This window comes from Duganella flavida (assembly GCF_009857445.1).
Classification (GTDB): domain Bacteria; phylum Pseudomonadota; class Gammaproteobacteria; order Burkholderiales; family Burkholderiaceae_D; genus Rugamonas; species Rugamonas flavida.
Map to the genome: position 1 here is coordinate 263,211 of NZ_WWCN01000004.1, position 18,196 is coordinate 281,406.

Here is an 18,196-nt window from a genome sequence, read left to right on the forward strand (position 1 = left end):
GAAACCCTAGTGAGGCGCTTATTCGGCTTTGATGGCTTCAACTTGGACGGACAGTTTGATGGTCGGCGAAAACGTCGGCAGACCGAAATTCATACCGAAGTCGCTGCGCTGGAATTCACCGACAACTTCGGCCCCGCAGATCTCACGTTTCAAACGAGGGTGAATCAGGCAGTTGAAGTTGTTAATGGTCAGGTGCACAGGCTTAGTTACTCCCATCATGGTGAGATCGCCATCGGCGGACGCAGGCTTGTTACCAGCGAAGTGGATCGCGCGGCTTTTGTAGGTAATGACCGGGAATTTTTCAACGTTCAGAAAGTCTGCAGAGCGCACGTGCTGATCCAGCGCGGCGTTACCGAAGTCGACGGAGGTCGCGTCAATTTTCACGTCCAAGGCGCCCGTTTTCGCGTTGTGGTCCAGCACAACCGTGCCACTGGTACGGGTGAATTTTCCGCTCCATTTCGAAAGACCCATGTGATCAGCTTCAAAGCTTGGGTAGGTATGGCTTGGGTCCAAGTTATAGTTCTGAGCTTGTGCCAAATTGGCTAGGGTGGCGAGGGTAGAAATCAGCAGAATTTTTTTCATGATCGGATGCGTCGGGAAGGGAAAAAAATGCGCTGAGTATAGTGATGCCAACGATATAAAGCAATATATTAAATATGTCTTAAGCTGCGTTTAATTGATGCTTGCGATTGCTTGACCACCTCAGTCGAAGACCCTGTCCCATTGGGATATGGTCAGCCAGGTTTGGGCTTACAAGGCAAGGAAGTGGGCTATGGCATTCAAGATCTGGATTATGACTTTCCCTGGCCGACTGAGGAAAAACATGTCAGCTTCGCTCGGTAATCCCACTTGTCTGCACCAACTTTTCTACACACTACAAATGTATCCAACGCATGTCATCAACGACTTTGCACGGTTCACCGTCTCGTCACTTTCCAGCGCGTCGACGCGCATGCATTGCGGCGGCGCTGTTCCCGCTTAGTTCCTCGTCCTTCTTCATTTTGCCTTGCTTTACTGGATGATTCATTTGACACCTCCCAATGGGTTTTGATGCAGCCCAGTCGCATACCCGCACCCCTATGCCGCCAATTTTCCACTTCGGGCGATTGCAGTGCCGGCGAAGCGTCAGCCTCGATACTGGTTAATTTAGCGTGGCGCTTGACCATGCACTCAAAAAGAAGTATTATGTCTACATGTTTTGTGGTCTGGCCGATTGCAACTACCCGTAAGACATTTAAACTCTATGCAGGAGCATGAAATGAAAGCATCTAACAATACTCAACCATTGGATGAGCATCGCGTGGCCCGGAATTTTTCAGATCGCGTTGCGCTAGGTATCACATTGACGCTTCGTTTTTTTGCCGACACTTTTTTCGCTAAACGCTACGGCAATCGTGCAATCGTTCTGGAAACCGTCGCAGCAGTACCTGGCATGGTTGGCGGGATGCTGGTGCACTTACGCTGCCTGCGCTGGATGGTTGAAGATCAAGGCTGGATTCGTACCTTGCTCGATGAGGCTGAGAACGAGCGCATGCATTTGATGACTTTTGTGCAGATTGCACAGCCTAATTGGTTTGAGCGTTTCGTCATCCTCACCGTTCAGGCCTTATTTTTTATAGCGTTCTTCCTTTTGTACCTGATCTCACCACGCACCGCACACCGTCTGGTCGGATATTTTGAAGAGCAGGCGGTTGTCAGCTACACATTATATTTGGCGGAAATCGATGCGGGTCGTGTGGAAAATGTGTCGGCGCCAGATGTCGCTATTTCCTACTGGAACTTGCCAGTAGACGCCCGCTTGCGCGATGTCGTGCTCGCCGTTCGTCAGGATGAAATGGGACATCGCGACGTGAACCACGAGTTTGCGGACTCGCTGACCTCTATCGAATTCCAGCAAGAAGTTTGAGTCCCCCCTGATAGTCTTCCCGGGCCGCTGATGGCTAGCGATCTTGCGGGATGAGGAATGCATTATTATGTGCGCTACCTGGCAGCAGCGTTTGCATAGGATTTGCATGCGCAGTTTCTGATAAGTACAAAAGCTGCACCTCGCATTGTCCTGCAAAAGAAACTGTCGATCGGGCTTCGCGATGGCACTAAGGGTGCCGCCAGAAATTGCGGCATTTACAGAGATATTTAATGCAGTTTATTACTGCTTCGATTCGAGATAAATCATGACCCATTACGCTACTGAATCAAGGCTTCTGACCTGGTGCCTGACATCGCTCAACCGTGGTCCACTGCTGCGAGTGTCACCTGCTATCGCCCAAACAGTCAGGCTCGGCAGGCCTGGAATTCTTGCCAGCGCTTTTAACAGGACCAAGAATGCGTTTTTCTCGTTGCAGAGAAGTGATCGCCATCATCAGCAGACTAGCCGAAAGCGGGCATTGCACAATGAAGTACAGGCGCCTGTGGAGCAGTGCGCGAGCGAGCAAGACAGTGGTTGCAGGATTTGCCGTAGTGCGAACTTTGAAATCGGTGTTACGTCGTCGGGACAAGAGTACTTATAAGGCATGACGGCCGCCGGAATTCGCTCCAACTATTGAGATTTTTCGCTTTAGTGGTGGGTGGTCGTAGATATCGCTGATGTGCACTTCTGTTCGTTTGCTTGACGGATTTACCCGCTCAGTTTGACCCTCCCGCCATACCCTCGCGAACGCCGCGACTCTGTCGTAAGACCCCTCAAAACCCAATTCCCTTAGATCCTCGTGGATCTGCTTTAAGGTGCGTCGCTGCTTCCTGGAACGAGCTACCTCGGTCTTGAGTATAGCTGAAAGTTGGAACGCATATTTGTCGATCGCGCTGCCTGAGCGCCGCACGGCGTAGGCCGGCTCGGTGATTTGCGCGCGCGGGTACAGCCCCCTAAAGACATGGGGTTGCGGACGCCAGAATTCTTCGTTTCCGTACGAATCAGATATTCGTGCAATTCGTCGATAACGTGGCTATTTTTGACAAGTTAATGGTACGCCAGCATGCAAGAGATCTGTGGGGTAAAGCCTGGAATTTTGAACCGACAACCCCGCTGCAAACGAGAGCGGAGTTGTCTTCTGAGGGGATGGGCCACGCCTCCTGCTGTGTAAGCCAGGCCGCTTACGGCAGTGCGTCAGCTACTGGATAGAGCTGGGTGTTTTCACGGTGAATGCGCTTCGATAGCGCGTTAAAAATACCCTTGGTCTGCTCGGTAAACATCGCTGCAGCGTCGCTGATGGCGGTGTTGCTTGCCCACTGTTTCATATGGGCTTCGAAAGCGGCCGCCAAGCCCCCCATCTCTTCAGAATACTGTTGCGCCAGCTTGCGTGCTTCAGCATCAGTGCTACCGAACATGGACGGATACAGGCTCTGGTCTTCCATCGCCAGATGCAAGCCCACCAGGCCGTGCATTTTACTCAGCTGGCGCCGAATCCCGGCGGCCTCTTGCTCGGAAAGCTCGGGCCCCAACTGCTGGTTGATTTCGCGTGCAATCGTCAAGATCTCTACATGCTGCTTTCTAAAATTATCGGTGCGTGCCATTTTTGATGTCCTACGTTGTGAAGAAATCTGCCGAGTCTGCATCTTCATTCCGAAGACGCCGGCTCTCCTGTGATCTTGTGCCGTACTTCCACGATGTACGACGGTGTAATCAGTCCTGAGTGCGCGGCAAGCCGTTGCCCCATCGCGTCATACCAGTAGCTGCGCGGCAGTTCGCCATGCCACGCCGGGTCCACCAGGTAGCGCAATCGTTCGGGCGCCTCGTCGCCGAAGGCCCAGACACTGGTGTTCTTGCCCAATTGCGATGTTGCCGCGCTGATGGCTGCGGCGTTGGCTGGATCGTCTGCCGTCTCGATGGCGACAGCGGCAACGTCGAACCCTTCGCGATTTTGTGCCGTGGCCAAATTCTTCATGCTGGCATGGCAGAACGTGCAGTCAAGCGACCATAGCAGGAGTACAAACGGCCGGCCGCGCTCGCGTGCCAGTATCCTTTCCATCCCGTCCGCATTAAACGCGTCAACGGCAGGCGACGCCAGCGCTGTGGCGCACACGCTTGCGATCGCAGGCAAAGCAGCCATCATTATCAGCAATTTTCGATTCATGGTTTCGCTCCTGGCAGGCTGATGGTTCTCATACCGTCGGTTTCGGTGCGCCAGACCAGGAAAATTCGCCGGCCATTTTTAGCCAGGCGAGGCTGGTCTGAAGCGCCGTTTGTTGACGCCAGCGTGCGTGTCTGCCATGTGTGGCCCGCGTCCCCAGAGCTCATGCCCCGGATCTGCGTTACCGTGCCGTCGAATTCCTTCCAGGCGATTTCCACTTGCTGGCCGCTCACTGCAACCTCAGCGTTAGCTGCCTGCCCACTCCCCAGGCGAATCGGGGTAACCAGACCCCCTGTGGCGGCTTGGCTGGCGTAGTACAGCCCACCGCCGTCCTCCCCCCCGGTAAACCATGTCTGATGGCGTCGTCCGTCATCCCCGTAGGCGAGAGCGGGGCCTTGGTGCGGGCAAGCGTCGATGGCCCAGTTATCAAAAGTTGCGCGCTCGATGGTCTGCGGCTTGCCGCCAGGTGTGAGCATGGTAAAGGCATGGTCGCGTATATTGGGCTGGAACACGTGGCGCCACAGCAGGACCGCGTGGCCCTCCGAATTCAGTGCGAGGGAACTACGGCAGCACTCGCAGCTGTGGTCCGCAATTTTGTAATCGCCCTGGAAGCTGCGGCCGCCATCCAAGGACACTGCGTAGTATTGCGCGGCGCCGGCATACGGATGGCCTGCTTCCTTGGCTTCTTGCTGATCACGTTTGTCTATCCAGGTGACATAGATGTATCCCTTGGCATCGACCACGGTGGATGCAAAACCGTGGGTGATGACGTTCATGTCCTTGTGCACAGTCACTGGTTCGCTAAAACTGTGGCCACCATTTTCCGAACGCATAAAACGTACCTCGGAGGTATAGGCTTTGGACAAGGGCCGGCTATACGTGATGTAGATTTCTCCCTTGGCGCCAAAATTGATGCGCGGCCGTTCGTCACCGCTGGCGACGACCGATTCGGCATTAATACTGACTTTGGCGCTCCAGGTCTCACCGCTGTCCGCCGAGTGCTCAAGGACCAGATGATCAGCCCCAGTGTCGCCATCACGGCTGACGGTCCACAGCACACCGGAGGGATCGAAAGCCGTAGAACTGCCTAGCTGCTGCTTGGCTGGACGGGCAGCTGGCACCGCCGTGCCAGGCGCATTATGCGCATGCTCGTCGCTGGATGCATTGTGCGTCAACAGGAGCAGCGTCAACACTGCTCCAACCTTGGTGTACCTGGCGCGCATCTTGAACTCGCTCATCCCGTCTCCTTACTTGAAATCGTATTGCAGCTCAGCGATAAAAGTGCGCTGCGTGTAAGGATGGAAGGCCCAGTACGTTTTATTGCCCAAGTTATCGATGCCTACCGAGCCGCTCCATTGCTTATCGAAGTGGTAGCGCAAGCGGACATCGGTGACAAAGTAGCTCGAAACACCGGTATAGCCAGCGCCGTTCGGATCGGAGTTGTCCAGTGTCCCCCATTGCTTGCCGCTGTAGCGTGCGCCCAAGCTGGCAGACCACGTGTCAGTAGGGTGGTAACTGGCCAGCAATGTCGCGCGCTGGCGCGGCACGCGCGGCTGATCTTTCCCCAGGCTGGCAGGGAAGTTCTGGTTGTCGAGGATGGTCGACTGTGTAAAGGTCACGCTGCCGCTGAGATCCAGCCCTTCGAACAGCACGTCATCCGCCTGCGCGGCCAGTTCGATACCGTTGGTGCGAATCCGGCCGACGTTCTGGATGTTGGTGACATTCGGGGTGACATTGACGTTGCGCTGTGAGTAAAGAGCGTCATGCGTGTTCTCGAAGAAGTAGGTCGCGCGCAAGAGTCCCTTCTCAAGTTTCCGTTCTGCAGTGAGTTCGCTGGTGACAGAGCGTTCCGGTTTCAGGTTCGGATCGTTGTTCATCAGTGTGTCACCCACGATAGCGCCCTGGAACAGCTCGGACACCGTGGGATAGCGCAGCGCGCGGCCGGCCGAGGCCTTCACTGTCCAGTTGTCGTCCAGTGCGTGGGACAGCGCGAGTTTGGGCGAGAAACTGGTGTCGCTGCGAGCGGCGAAATTTTTGGTCGACGTACTGCTACCGAGGCTACCGTTGTAGGCTTCCCAGTGTTCAAGGCGGCCGCCGAGCGTCGCCTTCCAGTCAGCAGCGAAGCCCCAGGTGTCTTGCGCGTACAGGCTCTCCAGGCGCGTGTCGCCGTTGAAACTGGAGGCCTTGGCGCCCGCTGCCGCAGTAGTCCATGCGCCGATGTTCGATACCAAAGTGCGTAAGCGGAAACTGTCACGCTGGATGCCGAAGTCGACGACATGGCTGTTGTCAGCATATGGCCGCCAGATGCCTTTGGCCGCGAGCGTGCTCCAGCCGCTGCCGCCCATGTCGGTCAGGGTGCCGGCTTTAGCGCCCGGCCCAGTCAAGAACACGGTTGGCGTGCGGACCTCGTCCTTTTTGTAGTCGTAGTTGCTGGCGGCAAGCTCCCAGTCCCATTCGCCCTTGGTATGGCTCTTGAGCGAAATGCCTTGCATCCAGTGTTCGAGTGCTCCGGTAGCTGGCGCAAAGTCCGACGGAGTCAAGGTGTACTGCCGGCCGGCGACGTTGATGGTGCCACTGGTGACCGGGTTGCCGGCGCTGTCGCGCAGGTAGGAGTTCGCATGGCGGTCAGCGTCGTTTTTCCACCAGCCCAGGGTGTAGCTGGCGCGCACGGTGGGCGTCAGGTCGTAAGCGAGCTTGATCTTCGCATGATCTTGAACGGTATGAATCTGATTGCCGTCGCCCAGAATCAGCCAGTCGGCGTTCGAGGGATTCTTGTCGGCCACTGCGCCGGTGACTGGGGTTCCGCCTTTACCCGCAACGCCGGTGGTAAGCAGCTTGTTGGCAAACGTGATGGGTTGGCCCTCATTGTCCAGGTGGCTGAGGCTAAGCCACCACGACAGACCGCCGTTCTTGTCGCCAATCGACAGGCTGCCCTGGCGGCCGCCGAATCGCTGATTGGTGCCATATTGCTTGAAGCCCTGGCTAAAGCCAGACAGCCGGGCATGGGCCTCCAGCGAGGTCGGCATGCGGGTCAGGTAGTCTACCACCGCGCCGGCGGAGTTCCCGGGATACGCCGCCGAGAACGGTCCGTAGAGAACATCCACCCGTTCGATCTCGTCCGGTGTGACCATGCCCCAGCGTGGTGTGAAGCTGGCGCCGTTGCCAAGCAGGTTGGACAGCAAAATGCCATCCGCATACACCAGCGAACGCGCGCTATTGCCGGTGCCGGATGCGCGGCTGGCCAGCACCGCATGGTCATAGTCGCCGATGTAGCGTTTGCGCACGTTCAGGCTTGGGAAGTATTTCAGTGCGTCTTCGGCGTCAACGGCATTAATACTTTGTTCGATTTGCGCGGCAGTGATGCCCTCGATCGTGGTCGGGATCTGGGTGGGCAGGGACGTGGGGCGGCCAGCGTTGATGGTGACCATTGCCATCGTTGACGCCACGCTGGCGTCTGCCTCGGCATCAGTGCTGCTGGCGCCGGCGTGGGCGCTTTGCACATACAGCATAGCGGCCGCCAAGGTGGACAGCGCGAAAACAGGGGCGAGGCGGCTTTGCAGGCCGCGATTGATCACTACAGACTTTGAAGACATGAGAATTCCTTTGCACCGGAAGCGGCGATGGTTGCCACAGTTCCGTTTCGTTGAGATGTAAGCTCCCCTGACTGCCTGGCAATCATGGTGTTGGGGACGGATAACGGGAATCAAACGAGCGAAGGCGGTCCTCGGGGACTGGATTTGGTGCTGAATTTACCGGGCGGCAGGCCGACTTTGCCGGGTGAGGGTAAAGTCTGATGCGATGGCAACAGCAGGGTAGGGACGTAAAATGCCGTCGGCAGTGCCGTCGCAGCCGGGTGGCACACGCAAACTTTGCAGCAGGCGTGGCCTTTCGTGGCGCCGTCGCGAGGTGCTGAGTCCGCATCGGCCGGACCCATGGCATCCATATCGGAGGCCATGGGCATCGCCATCATTGCATGGCAGATTTCCATGCGGGAGGCTGAGTCGGCTGTGCTCTGGACTTGGGTCAAAGCTTCCGGACTGAGCACGTTCGTGATGATCGCAAAGAGCGCGATCATCAGTGTGAGTGTCCGGTTTCGTAAGATTTGTCCCATATAGAATTATAGAATTGCCAGTCGGTTTATACAAGTAAAATAAATACTTGTTTATGCGCGTGCCATTGTATTTTTGATGCTGGTTATCATTGCAGCAGGTGGCGCCAGACGATGCCAGGGAACGACAGCACCGCGAACAAGGCTGAAGTGATGGCCCAGACTTCCCAGCTTTTATCGACCATCTTTCCCGAGGCGGCTTCCAGCATCAGCGATGCCGACATCCAAAGAGCATAGCCGGCGATCCAGCCGATGAAGTCGTTCCATGCCGGGTGCCAGCGGCACACCGTGGCCAGCCGCAGAAAAGGCAGGTTGGCCAATACCAGCGCCGCCGCTAAATTCAGTACTACTGCTTGAGTGATATCCACCATCGACCTCACAGGCTGCCGTAAGAGTGCAGACCAGACAGGAACATATTCACGCCCAGGAAAGCAAACAGGGTAATGACAAAGCCCACCAGGGACCACCAGGCGAGTAGTGCACCACGGACGTTTTTCACCAGGCGGGTGTGCAGCCAAGCTGCGTAATTGAGCCAGACGATGAGCGCCCAGGTTTCCTTCGGATCCCAGGACCAATAGCCACCCCAGGCTTCGGCCGCCCACAGTGCGCCGAGGATGGTGGCGATCGTAAAGAAGACGAAGCCGAGCGCAATCGCCTTGTATGAGAGTTCATCGAGCCATGCGCGGCTTGGCAGCCTGCTGGCAAAGAATGGCCGCCCGGCTAACAGCCATGCGGCACCAAACATTGCAGCCATAGAGAATGCACCGTAGCCGATGAAGTTGGCAGGCACGTGTATCTTCATCCAGTAGGACTTGAGCGCTGGAATCAGTGGCTGGATTTCATGTGCGCCCATGCCGTACTTGAACATGAAGACCACCGCGGCGCTCACCAGGGCCATGGCAAACAGGCCTAACTGGCGGCTGCCGAAGTGCTGCTCGATATGCAGATATAGCATGGTGGTGAGGAAGCTGAACAGCACGAATACTTCGTAAAGATTGGAGACCGGAATATGGCCGATGTCTGGTCCCATCAGGTAGGACTCATACCAGCGAACCAGCAAGCCGGCCAGGCCGAACACACTGCCGGCCCAGGCGCAACGGGTGCCCAGCTTCATCCAATAATGCGATTGGCGTAGCCACCCCAGCGCATACAGCGTGGTGGAGGCCCAGTAGCTCAGGCCCATCCACATGATGGCTGATTGGCTGGTCAGGAAATACTTCAGCAGGAACACATGGTCGGCAGCCGGCAACTGGCCGCGGTAGAGCGCGATTGCTGACATGGCGAGCGCTGCGGCGCTGGCCGCTAATGGCTGCAGCGCGGGCCATGCCAAGGCCATGAAGCCAAGGCCGATCGCGCTGGCAATCAGGATGGCGCTATCGAATACGTCCAATTGGGCTGAGTAACGCAGCAATGCGTAGCAGGTCGCGCCCAGCAGGGCGCCAATGAACAGGCCGTGCCGCAAGACCCCGTACCGCCGGTCAGCGGCGTTGAATAGTGTGTTGGAATACGCAAGCATTGTCATTACCTCATGGCTGCCGTGAATGGTTTGGTGTTTGTATGGGGCTGACATACCAGCTGGGCGATGGCCTCGACATGGCGGTCAAACTCCCCCTGTAAAGCAGGTGTATGGCGGTTTGCACTAAAAGCCACCAACAGATTGCCGCCCTGGATGTGTAGCCACATGCGGCGTTCGGGAACGAAGTACATGGCCATTACCCCCAGCGCCAATAGTGCTGCGCCCAGATAGACCAGCGGCGCGCCGGGCGCGTGGGTGAGCTGCAGGCCGGTCGCATTGTGCTGCTCAAAGTTATCAAACGTGAACAGCGCAGGCAACTTCATTTCCAGCGCGTCGCTATAGGCAGTCAGTGCGTCGTGCACAAACTGCGGCGGCAATTGATTTTCTGTTGGCATCAGATGCCTGGCGGTGCGTTCAAGCAGCTGCAGGTATAGCTGGCCGATCTTGATTTCCTGCTGGCTGTCGCCGTTCGCCTGAACCTGCTCGACAATCGCCCGATATCCTTTGCGCTGGAATCCTTCCATTAATGCTAGGGACGTATTTTCAAGAGTGGCGGCCAAGTCCCTGTCAACGACTTTTGCCGCAACTTCTTTTGCTGCTGCCGCGCGCAGTTTTTCGTCGGCCAGTGCAGCAATGAACTGCTGGTAAGCGGCAATTGATCCGTTCGCATCTACCGGAATGCGCAGATAGCGCATCGCAGCCTCCTGCGCCTGTTGCCGTCCCAGTAGCCGGTACTGCGCACCATCGATGTCGACCGGACGCTGATAGGCGAGCCAGTCGTCGGACAGGCCTGCACTGTCGCGTATCCGGAACGCTACTGACGGCCCCACATCGCGGCTGTGATCGCCCGGCATGCCTCGCGAGTTCCACTGATTGCTACCGGCGGCATCCTTGTTGAAGACATTGATGGCACGCAGCTCGGTGAACTCGATGCTCACCGGCTCGCCCTTGAGCAGCAAGGGCGCTGCCTGTCCGATCTTGCCGTCTATCAGCTGGCCCTGGCCTGCGCCGGCAGTCGTTGGCAGCAAGCCTATCCCGACCTTGCTGCCGCCGTCGGCAAATCCGGACTGGAACAGCGTCACGCCGCGATAGCTAAAGGGATGGTTGACCTTCAGGGTTACCGGGACCGCATGGGCGCCATCGATGATTTCGATGTCACTGGCGAAGTCCTTCGGTTGGCCATTGGCATAATGCTCGATTCGGAACTGCTTAAGACGGACCCCGAATGGCAATTCCTGCTGCAGGTAGCCCTCGCCCATTTGAATCAGCGCGGTATGCGCGCTATCTCCTTGCGGGATATTCATGCTGGCGCGGTAGGAGCCATTGCTAGCGTTCAGTCTGCTTGCGGCGGGCACGCGATCAGCCGGCAGATCGCGTGTTTCCAGCTTGATCTCGCCGGTCCACAGTTTTAATCGAAGCAGGACATTGCCATCGATGAGTCCACCAATGCAGATCAATACCATGGCGCCGTGCACCAGGAGATAGCCCATGCGCCTGGCGCTACCGCTGCGTGCGGCCAGCAGCGAGCCGCCTGCTATCAAGGCGTGCTTGTATTTGTAGCCCTGCGAGGTCAGGTAGGATGCCAGGCCCACTTGATGAGGCAGCCCGCCATCGAGGTCGAATTCTATGTGATGCTGCAGGCCGCGCAGGCTTGCCACGCTTTTGTTCTCACGATAGCTGCGCATATCGCGCAGCATCGATGGCATGTTTTGCCACAGGCATAGGGCAGTGGACGACGCCATGAAGCCCAGTAGCGCGAAGAACCACCACGCGTGGTAGACGTCGGTCAGGCCGCACAAGGTAAAGAAGCTGGCCCAGAATTCACCGTAGCGGCCGACATAGAGCACCGCAGGCTGGCTCTGTTCGAGGATAGACCCAGTGGTTGCAGCGACCGCTACCACGGTCAGGATGGCAATCGCGAAGCGCATCGAGCGCAGCAGGTTTAACAGGGTTTTCATGCGTTTTCCCCTTGCCGGGTGGCGTCGGATTCAGGCCGCAGTGCAAGCCAGTACACTGCCGGTATGACGATCAGCGAAAACAGGGGCGCGGTAATCATCCCGCCTAGCAACGGTGCGGCGATGCGCTTCATTACGTCAGCGCCAGCGTCGTCAGAGATCATCACCGGCAGCAGGCCGCCCAGGATGACTGCGACCGTCATTGCCTTCGGGCGCAAGCGCAGCAGGGCGCCGGACAAGATCGCCGCATAGGTGTCGGCTGGCTGCTCGCAAAGTGCCTGGTCCAGGTAGAGCAGCATGACGATGCCAAACTCCGTCGCGACCCCGGCGAGCGCGATCATGCCGATCACGACTGCGACGGAAAGTTGATAGCCGAGCAAATAGGTGAGCCAGATGCCGCCGATCACCGAGAACGGCAGGCAGGCCAGCACCAGTGCCACTTTGCGCAGATCGCGGAAGTGCAGGAATAGCAGGGTGGAGACCAGCAGCAAGGTCATCGCGATCGCACTCCACAGGCGCGCTTTGCCCTGCTTGAAGTTCATATACTGGCCTTGCCAGGATAGGGTATAACCGGGCGGCAAGACCAGATGCTCATCCAGCAGCTGCTGGGCTTGCTCAAGATAGCGGCCGGCATCGGCATCGGCCAGGTCGATAAATACATAGGCTACCGGGCGTGCGTTTTCGCTTTTGAGCTCAGTGGGGCCGTCGGCGATCCCGATACGCGCGACTTCACGCAGGGGCACGATGGCGCCGCCAGCCGCTTTCAAGCGAATCTCTTCCAGCGCTTCCACGCCATTCCGGTCCGCGCGAGGGAAGCGCAGCGTGACGGGATAGCGCTCGCGCCCTTCGACGACGGTACTGATGCTTTCTCCCCCCAGTGCCATTTGGAGCGCACGCTGGATGTCAGCGACCGACAAACCGTAGCGGGCGGCGGCCTCACGCAGCACTTCGACATCAATGTAGCGCCCCGCCTGAATGCGTTCAGCAAACACTGAGCGGGTGCCGGGCAGCGGTCGCAGCATTGCTTCGACCTGCTTGGCCTGGGTCTCTAGCGTCGCCAGGTCAGGGCCGCTGATTTTGACCCCCAAGGCGCTGCGTATGCCGGTTGAAAGCATGTCAATCCGGGTCTTGATGGGGAAGCCCCAGGAATTGGTCAGTCCGGCTAGGCGGACGGTTGCATCCAGCTTGGCGATCAAGTCCGCGTTGCTTTTGCTCGATCCGGCTGGCCACTGCGACTTCGGCTTGAGCATGATGGTGGTTTCCAGCATCGACAGCGGTGCCGGGTCGGTCGCGCTATCGGATCTCCCCGCTTTACCGAACACGCGCGCCACTTCCGGCATGGCGGCAATAATGGCGTCGGTGCGCTGTAGCAGATCCGCCGCTTCGGACGCCGAGATGGCCGGCAGCGTGGTCGGCATGTAGAGCAGGTCGCCTTCATCAAGTGGTGGCATGAATTCGCTACCGATGCGGCTAAACGGGATCAGCGCAGTAGCGAGCAAAGCAAGTGCCAGTACCAGCGTGGTTTTGGGGCGGCGCAGGGCCGCGCCTAGCGCGGGGCGATAAAGCTGCTTGAGGAAGCGATTGACCGGGTTGGCCGACTCCGATGGCAGCTTGCCGCCGATGGCGTAGCCCATCAACACCGGTGTCAGGGTAATCGCCAGCATGGCTGCCGCTGCCATCGCATAGGTCTTGGTGTAGGCCAGCGGGGCAAATAGCCGTACTTCCTGGCCGCTCAGCGTAAACACTGGCAAGAACGAAATGGTAATAATCACCAGCGAGAAAAATAGTGCAGGACCGACTTCGCTTGCCGCCTTACGTACCACCAGCCATATATCGTCTGCATGCTGGCGTTCCAGATGGCGATGCATATTCTCGATCATCACGATGGCGGCGTCCACCATGGCACCGACGGCGATCGCAATGCCGCCCAAGGACATGATGTTGGCCGACACCCCTTGGATGCGCATGAGCCAGAGTGCGGCTAATATCCCCAGCGGCAAGGTGACGATGGCCACCAGGGCCGAACGTATGCGAAACAGGAAAACGCCGCAAATCAACGCCACCACGATCGATTCCTCCAGCAGCTTGTCGCGCAAGGTGTGCACCACCCGTTCTATCAAGCCTGAACGGTCGTAAGTCGTCACGATCTCGACACCTGCAGGCAGCCCTTTTTTTAATTGTTCCAGGCGTGCTTTTACGCCTGCGATGGTGGTCAGTGCATTTTCGCCGTGGCGCATCACGATGATGCCGCCAGTGACGTCGCCAGCACCGTTCAGGTCGGCGATGCCGCGGCGTTGCTGCGGGCCCGTCGTCACATTGGCGAGTTGCTTGAGGCGCAGCACCCCGGCATCGGTCGGAACCGGGATATCGTCGAAGTCATCGAGCTTGTTCAGGTAGCCGTTAGAGCGCAGCAGGTATTCTGCGCGCGCCATCTCCAGCGGGGCCCCGCCACCGGTTTGGTTAGCATCCTTAATTGCCTGGGACAGTTGCTCCAGGCTCACACCGTGGGCCGCCAGGCGGGCCGGATCGGCCTCCACCTGGAATTGGCGGGCCTGTCCTCCCAGGGTGGCAACTTCTGCGACACCGGGAACGGATTGCAGTTCTAGTTTGAGGTAAAAGTCTTGCAGCGCGCGCAACTGCGCAGGCGGCACCTTGCCGGATTTGTCCACCAGCGCGTATTCGAACACCCAGCCGACGCCGGAGGCGTCCGGCCCCAAGGTTGGCGCAGCGCCAGCCGGCAACTTGGCGCTCGACTGGCTCAGGCTTTCGAGAATTCGCGAGCGCGCCCAATACAGGTCAGTACCGTCCTTGAATATCACATACACATAGGATTCACCGAACATGGAGAAGCCGCGCACCGCCTTGGTGCCCGGCACCGACAACAGGGAGGCGGCCAGCGGATAGGTAAGCTGGTCTTCCACCAGTTGCGGCGATCGCCCCGGCAGGTCGGTTTTCACGATCACTTGCACATCGGACAGGTCGGGCAGGGCATCGAGCTTGAGTCTGAACAGGGATTCGATGCCGCCGATCAGCAGCAATAGGCACAACGCCAGCACCATCAGGCGATTGCGCACAGACCAGTCGATGATGCGGGCTATCATGGCTGCATTCCCATCATGGCATGGTCGTGCATGGCCGCGGGCTTGGGGGAGGCAGTCATTGTCTTGGCTGGCGCGTTGCTATCCAGGCGCGCTTGCAGTGCCTGCATGGAGGCGGCGCCATCCAAGAGGAACTGGCCATTCACGGCAACCTGGTCGCCCGGTTTCAGGCCCGACTGTACGGCGACCATCTCGCTACTCTCTATGCCAAGCTGGATACGTGCGCTACGAAAGTGCTCGCCAGCCTCGGCCACCACGACGAAATCGCCGTGGCCGGTGCGAATGACGGCGTCGCGCGGAATGGTCAGGCTGCGTTTGGCATTGGACTGGATATCGACATCGGCGTAGGCGCCAGGCCGAAATGCGCCATGGGGGTTGCTCAGCGACAGGCGTAATTTTGCCGTACGGGTGGCGGGATCAATTTGCAGTGTCCCCGTGTTGACCTTGCCGGTTTGGGTCATGGTCTTATCCAGGCCTGAGCGGAAGAGCATGTGGTCGCCATTGCGTATCCATTCGAGCTGGTCGGGGTAGAGCGCAACCTCGGCCCACACAACGCTGTAGTCAGCGTAAGCCAGGATTTGCTGCATGGGGTTGACGTAGTTGCCCTCGTGCATACCGAGCACGGTGACCACGCCATCGTGCGCAGCACGCACAGCTACGACATCGATCACACGGCGGGTCTTTTCCAGCTGGTCGACCAGCTCAACACTCATGTCGGCCGCGATCAGGCGCTCGCGCGCCCGAAATTTTTCTTTCGACAGGCTGCCCACCATCGCCGCATTCGAGCTGACGATGGTCATACTGTCGCCGAGCAGGCCGTCTTTGCGCGCCAGCAGGTCGATGTATTCGCGCTGGCGCTGTTGCAGCTCCGGCGAGTAAATTTCGTAGAGTACCTGGCCACGGTGCACGGGCTGGCCGACGCCTTGTACATGCAGGCGCCGCAGGAAACCCTCCACTTTGGGATTGACTGATACGGTGGTGCTCTCATCGGCGCTAATGCTGGCAAACGCATGGATGGAGCGATTGATTTCGGTGACGCTGGCGGTGGCAAGCTGCAGCCCCATACGCTTTTGCGTGGCGCCATCCACATGCATCATCTCCGCGTGCTTTACCGTCTCGCCGCTGTTGGTGCGGACCAGGGCCATATTGCATATCGGGCAGTTGCCGGCATGGTCTTGCAGCACTTGCGGATGCATCGAACATGTGTATTGGGCCTGCGAAGTATCCATCTTGGGCAGCGCTGCGCCCACTGCGGCCGGCTTGCTTGGGTAGAAGGCGCCGCTGCCGAGTCCGTAGCCGGCAATTGATGCCGCTACTACCGTCAAGCCTAAACCGGCAAGGAGTTTTCTTCGTGTCGTGCCCATTTTTCACACTCTTTCTGGATGATTTCAAATGGCGGGCCGAAGCCCGCCACGTGCCTGGTTAGCGCACCAGGATGTTGTCGCCGCGGCCCATCTTCGGATCGGCGTCTTTGGTGTACTGCAAGATAGCGATCGCGCCGCTCAGCGCCTGGCGCAGCGAGTGCGAGACCAGGGCGTTAGCGCCTTCCACCGGCGAGATAATGTCGAAGCTGGCAGCATCGCCAGGACCTACTACGTAGCTCTGCAGGCCGGTCAAAGCATTCTTCGGATTGCCGCTTGGGTAGACCTTGTCCCAGATACCCGCGATGGCGTGGAACGACGAGAACTCGTTGACACCGGCGTTGACGAAGTAGATGCGGACACGTTCGCCCGGTTTGGCTTGCAGCATGCGGGTCGCGGCCGGATCGTGTACCGGGTCGTACTTGAAGATGCCGCCGTTGAACATCACGTTGGTCCATTTGTTGGCCATCATGTCGGCCTGGTTGTCCGGATTGGCGTACAGTTCCGATTGGATCAGCACGTACTCGCGGTCAGCCTTCGGCATTGCTGCCTTGTCTTTCGGATCAACAATGATGGCGCCGTACATGCCGCGCGCGATATGCTGGATCATCGGATCAGCGCCGCAGTGGTAGTAGAAGATGCCTGGATAGTCGGCGCGGAAGGTGTAACTGCCTTTCTCGCCGGGTTTGACCTGCTCGAAGTCCTTGACCACGTCAACGCGTGCGGCGTGGAAATCGACCGAGTGCGAGTTCTTGCTGGACTTGTCGTTGGTCAGCGTGAACTCGACGACATCGCCTTCTTCCACGTGGATAACGGGACCTGGCACCATGCCTTCGTAGGTCCACGAACGGTACATGGTGCCTTTGTTGTCGATCGGCGTTTCGACTTCTTTGGCGGTCAGGTTGATCTTCACGGTTTTCGCCTGGACTGCGGCGGCGGAACCTAGCAGTGCCATGGCAACTGCGATACTCATGCTCAGTTTTTTCATTTGCTATCCTAGTTATTGAAAATTACACACGGTCCTATTTCGCTGTGGTCTTACTGACCACACGCAGGTAAGCAACCAGTTCCTTGATCTCATCGTCGCTCAGCACGCCTTCCCATTTAGGCATCAAGACCGACTTACTGACAGCCAGACCGCCGCCCTTGATGGCCTTGAACAGCGTCTCGTCGGGCGTGTCCCCCATTGCCTTGGTATCGGTATGGTCGCGCGGCTTGACCGCCATGTTGGCGCTGTTGATGCCGTTACCGTCGCGGTTGACACCATGGCATTGCACGCAGTAAGTGTTGTAAAGCTTGACTGCGTGTGCTTCGTCAGCGCGCGCTGCGTCCATTGCGCACGCGGCAATGCCCAGCGCGATGGCCACATGCAGGTAATTCAGAGAGCGCTTCATTATTTTTTCTCCTTGAGCGTGCTGATGTAGGCGGTCAGCTTTTGCAGGTCCGGGTCGGTCAGGCCTAATGTCGGCATCCAGGTGTGCGCATCAAACTTCTGCGGATTGCTGATGTAGGCGTGAACGAAGTCCGGCTGCAGGCGGTCGCCTGCCGTGTACATCTCCGGCCCTGACGTTGGCTTGTCGCCCGACTTCGCCGTGTGGCACGAGGTGCAACCGCGCAGCTTGGAGAACAACATTGGGGCCATCGAACCACCTGGTTCCCCTTTGAACGCGCCGGCCGTCACCAGACCATCGACCTTTAAGGCCATCAGTAAATCGGCTGCAGTGGCGGCATCGGCGGCGGACAACTTGGGGTGGGCCGGAACTTGCGCCAGGTCGACCAGGTCGACACTCTTGTCACCCGATGCTTTCACCGCCTTGGCATACATCACGCCGCTGGCGCGGATGGTGCTTGGGTTCTGCAGCCAGCTGACCAGCCAAGGCTTGTTGAACTTATTGCCTGCGTAGTACAGGTCCGGGCCCTTGCGGTCCCACAGCCGCTCTAACGAGACCTTGTCAGGCTTGGCGACAGCATGGCAGGCGACGCATTGCTGGCTGAGCAGGTCGGCGGCGCTGGCCTCCGTCCCTGCGGCCATGCTGATGGTGGCAAGCCCCATCATTGCGCCGATCAGGATTTTCAATCGCATTTTCAACTCCT

The 18,196-nt window shown here is 58.3% G+C and carries 15 protein-coding genes; 1 reads left to right on the top strand and 14 read right to left on the bottom strand.

Annotated features, from left to right (window positions below; all coding sequences use genetic code 11):
- Positions 1-18 precede the first annotated feature (18 nt).
- Positions 19-582: a YceI family protein gene (locus tag GTP46_RS08075; protein WP_202414186.1), complete on the bottom strand. Its 564-nt coding sequence runs from the start codon at positions 580-582 to the stop codon at positions 19-21.
- A 676-nt stretch (positions 583-1,258) separates the two neighbouring features.
- Here GTP46_RS08075 and GTP46_RS08080 point away from each other — a divergent pair.
- Positions 1,259-1,906: an alternative oxidase gene (locus GTP46_RS08080; RefSeq protein ID WP_202414187.1), complete on the top strand. Its 648-nt coding sequence runs from the start codon at positions 1,259-1,261 to the stop codon at positions 1,904-1,906.
- A 1,181-nt stretch (positions 1,907-3,087) separates the two neighbouring features.
- On the opposite strand, the gene GTP46_RS08085 is transcribed toward GTP46_RS08080, so the two are convergent.
- The 13 genes from GTP46_RS08085 to GTP46_RS08145 all read right to left on the bottom strand — a co-directional run bounded on the left by GTP46_RS08085 (position 3,088) and on the right by GTP46_RS08145 (position 18,185).
- Positions 3,088-3,507 carry a hemerythrin domain-containing protein gene (locus GTP46_RS08085; RefSeq protein WP_161006103.1) on the bottom strand — a complete coding sequence of 140 codons (420 nt, stop codon included), beginning with the start codon at positions 3,505-3,507 and terminating at the stop codon, positions 3,088-3,090.
- A 44-nt stretch (positions 3,508-3,551) separates the two neighbouring features.
- The gene (locus GTP46_RS08090) at positions 3,552-4,067 is read right to left on the bottom strand and encodes a TlpA family protein disulfide reductase (protein ID WP_161006104.1); all 516 of its coding nucleotides are present in this window, start codon (positions 4,065-4,067) and stop codon (positions 3,552-3,554) included.
- Positions 4,064-5,302, bottom strand: a complete 1,239-nt coding sequence (locus tag GTP46_RS08095; RefSeq protein WP_161006105.1) for a sialidase family protein — start codon at positions 5,300-5,302, stop codon at positions 4,064-4,066. Before GTP46_RS08095 ends, GTP46_RS08090 begins: the two co-directional genes overlap by 4 nt.
- Before the next feature lie 9 nt (positions 5,303-5,311).
- Positions 5,312-7,657, bottom strand: a complete 2,346-nt coding sequence (locus GTP46_RS08100; RefSeq protein WP_229258842.1) for a TonB-dependent receptor — start codon at positions 7,655-7,657, stop codon at positions 5,312-5,314.
- Between the two features lie 110 nt (positions 7,658-7,767).
- Entirely contained in the window at positions 7,768-8,175 is a 408-nt protein-coding gene (locus GTP46_RS30295) for a DUF2946 family protein (protein ID WP_371869591.1), read from the bottom strand.
- 86 nt (positions 8,176-8,261) lie between these two features.
- On the bottom strand, positions 8,262-8,543 hold the full coding sequence (locus GTP46_RS08110; protein WP_161006107.1) for a DUF2818 family protein: 282 nt from the start codon (positions 8,541-8,543) through the stop codon (positions 8,262-8,264).
- Positions 8,544-8,548: 5 nt separating this feature from the next.
- A complete protein-coding gene (gene ccsB, locus GTP46_RS08115; protein ID WP_161006108.1) occupies positions 8,549-9,694 on the bottom strand; it encodes a c-type cytochrome biogenesis protein CcsB in 1,146 nt (381 codons plus the stop codon).
- Positions 9,694-11,646, bottom strand: a complete 1,953-nt coding sequence (locus tag GTP46_RS08120) for a cytochrome c biogenesis protein ResB (protein ID WP_161006109.1) — start codon at positions 11,644-11,646, stop codon at positions 9,694-9,696. Before GTP46_RS08120 ends, ccsB begins: the two co-directional genes overlap by 1 nt.
- A complete protein-coding gene (locus GTP46_RS08125) occupies positions 11,643-14,744 on the bottom strand; it encodes an efflux RND transporter permease subunit (protein WP_161006110.1) in 3,102 nt (1,033 codons plus the stop codon). The genes GTP46_RS08120 and GTP46_RS08125 overlap by 4 nt, the downstream gene beginning before the upstream one ends.
- Positions 14,741-16,105 carry an efflux RND transporter periplasmic adaptor subunit gene (locus GTP46_RS08130; protein ID WP_161006111.1) on the bottom strand — a complete coding sequence of 455 codons (1,365 nt, stop codon included), beginning with the start codon at positions 16,103-16,105 and terminating at the stop codon, positions 14,741-14,743. The genes GTP46_RS08125 and GTP46_RS08130 overlap by 4 nt, the downstream gene beginning before the upstream one ends.
- Before the next feature lie 58 nt (positions 16,106-16,163).
- Entirely contained in the window at positions 16,164-17,090 is a 927-nt protein-coding gene (locus tag GTP46_RS08135; RefSeq protein ID WP_161006112.1) for a multicopper oxidase domain-containing protein, read from the bottom strand.
- A 34-nt stretch (positions 17,091-17,124) separates the two neighbouring features.
- Positions 17,125-17,496: a c-type cytochrome gene (locus GTP46_RS08140; protein ID WP_161006113.1), complete on the bottom strand. Its 372-nt coding sequence runs from the start codon at positions 17,494-17,496 to the stop codon at positions 17,125-17,127.
- Entirely contained in the window at positions 17,496-18,185 is a 690-nt protein-coding gene (locus GTP46_RS08145; RefSeq protein WP_161006114.1) for a c-type cytochrome, read from the bottom strand. The genes GTP46_RS08140 and GTP46_RS08145 overlap by 1 nt, the downstream gene beginning before the upstream one ends.
- Positions 18,186-18,196 lie beyond the last annotated feature (11 nt).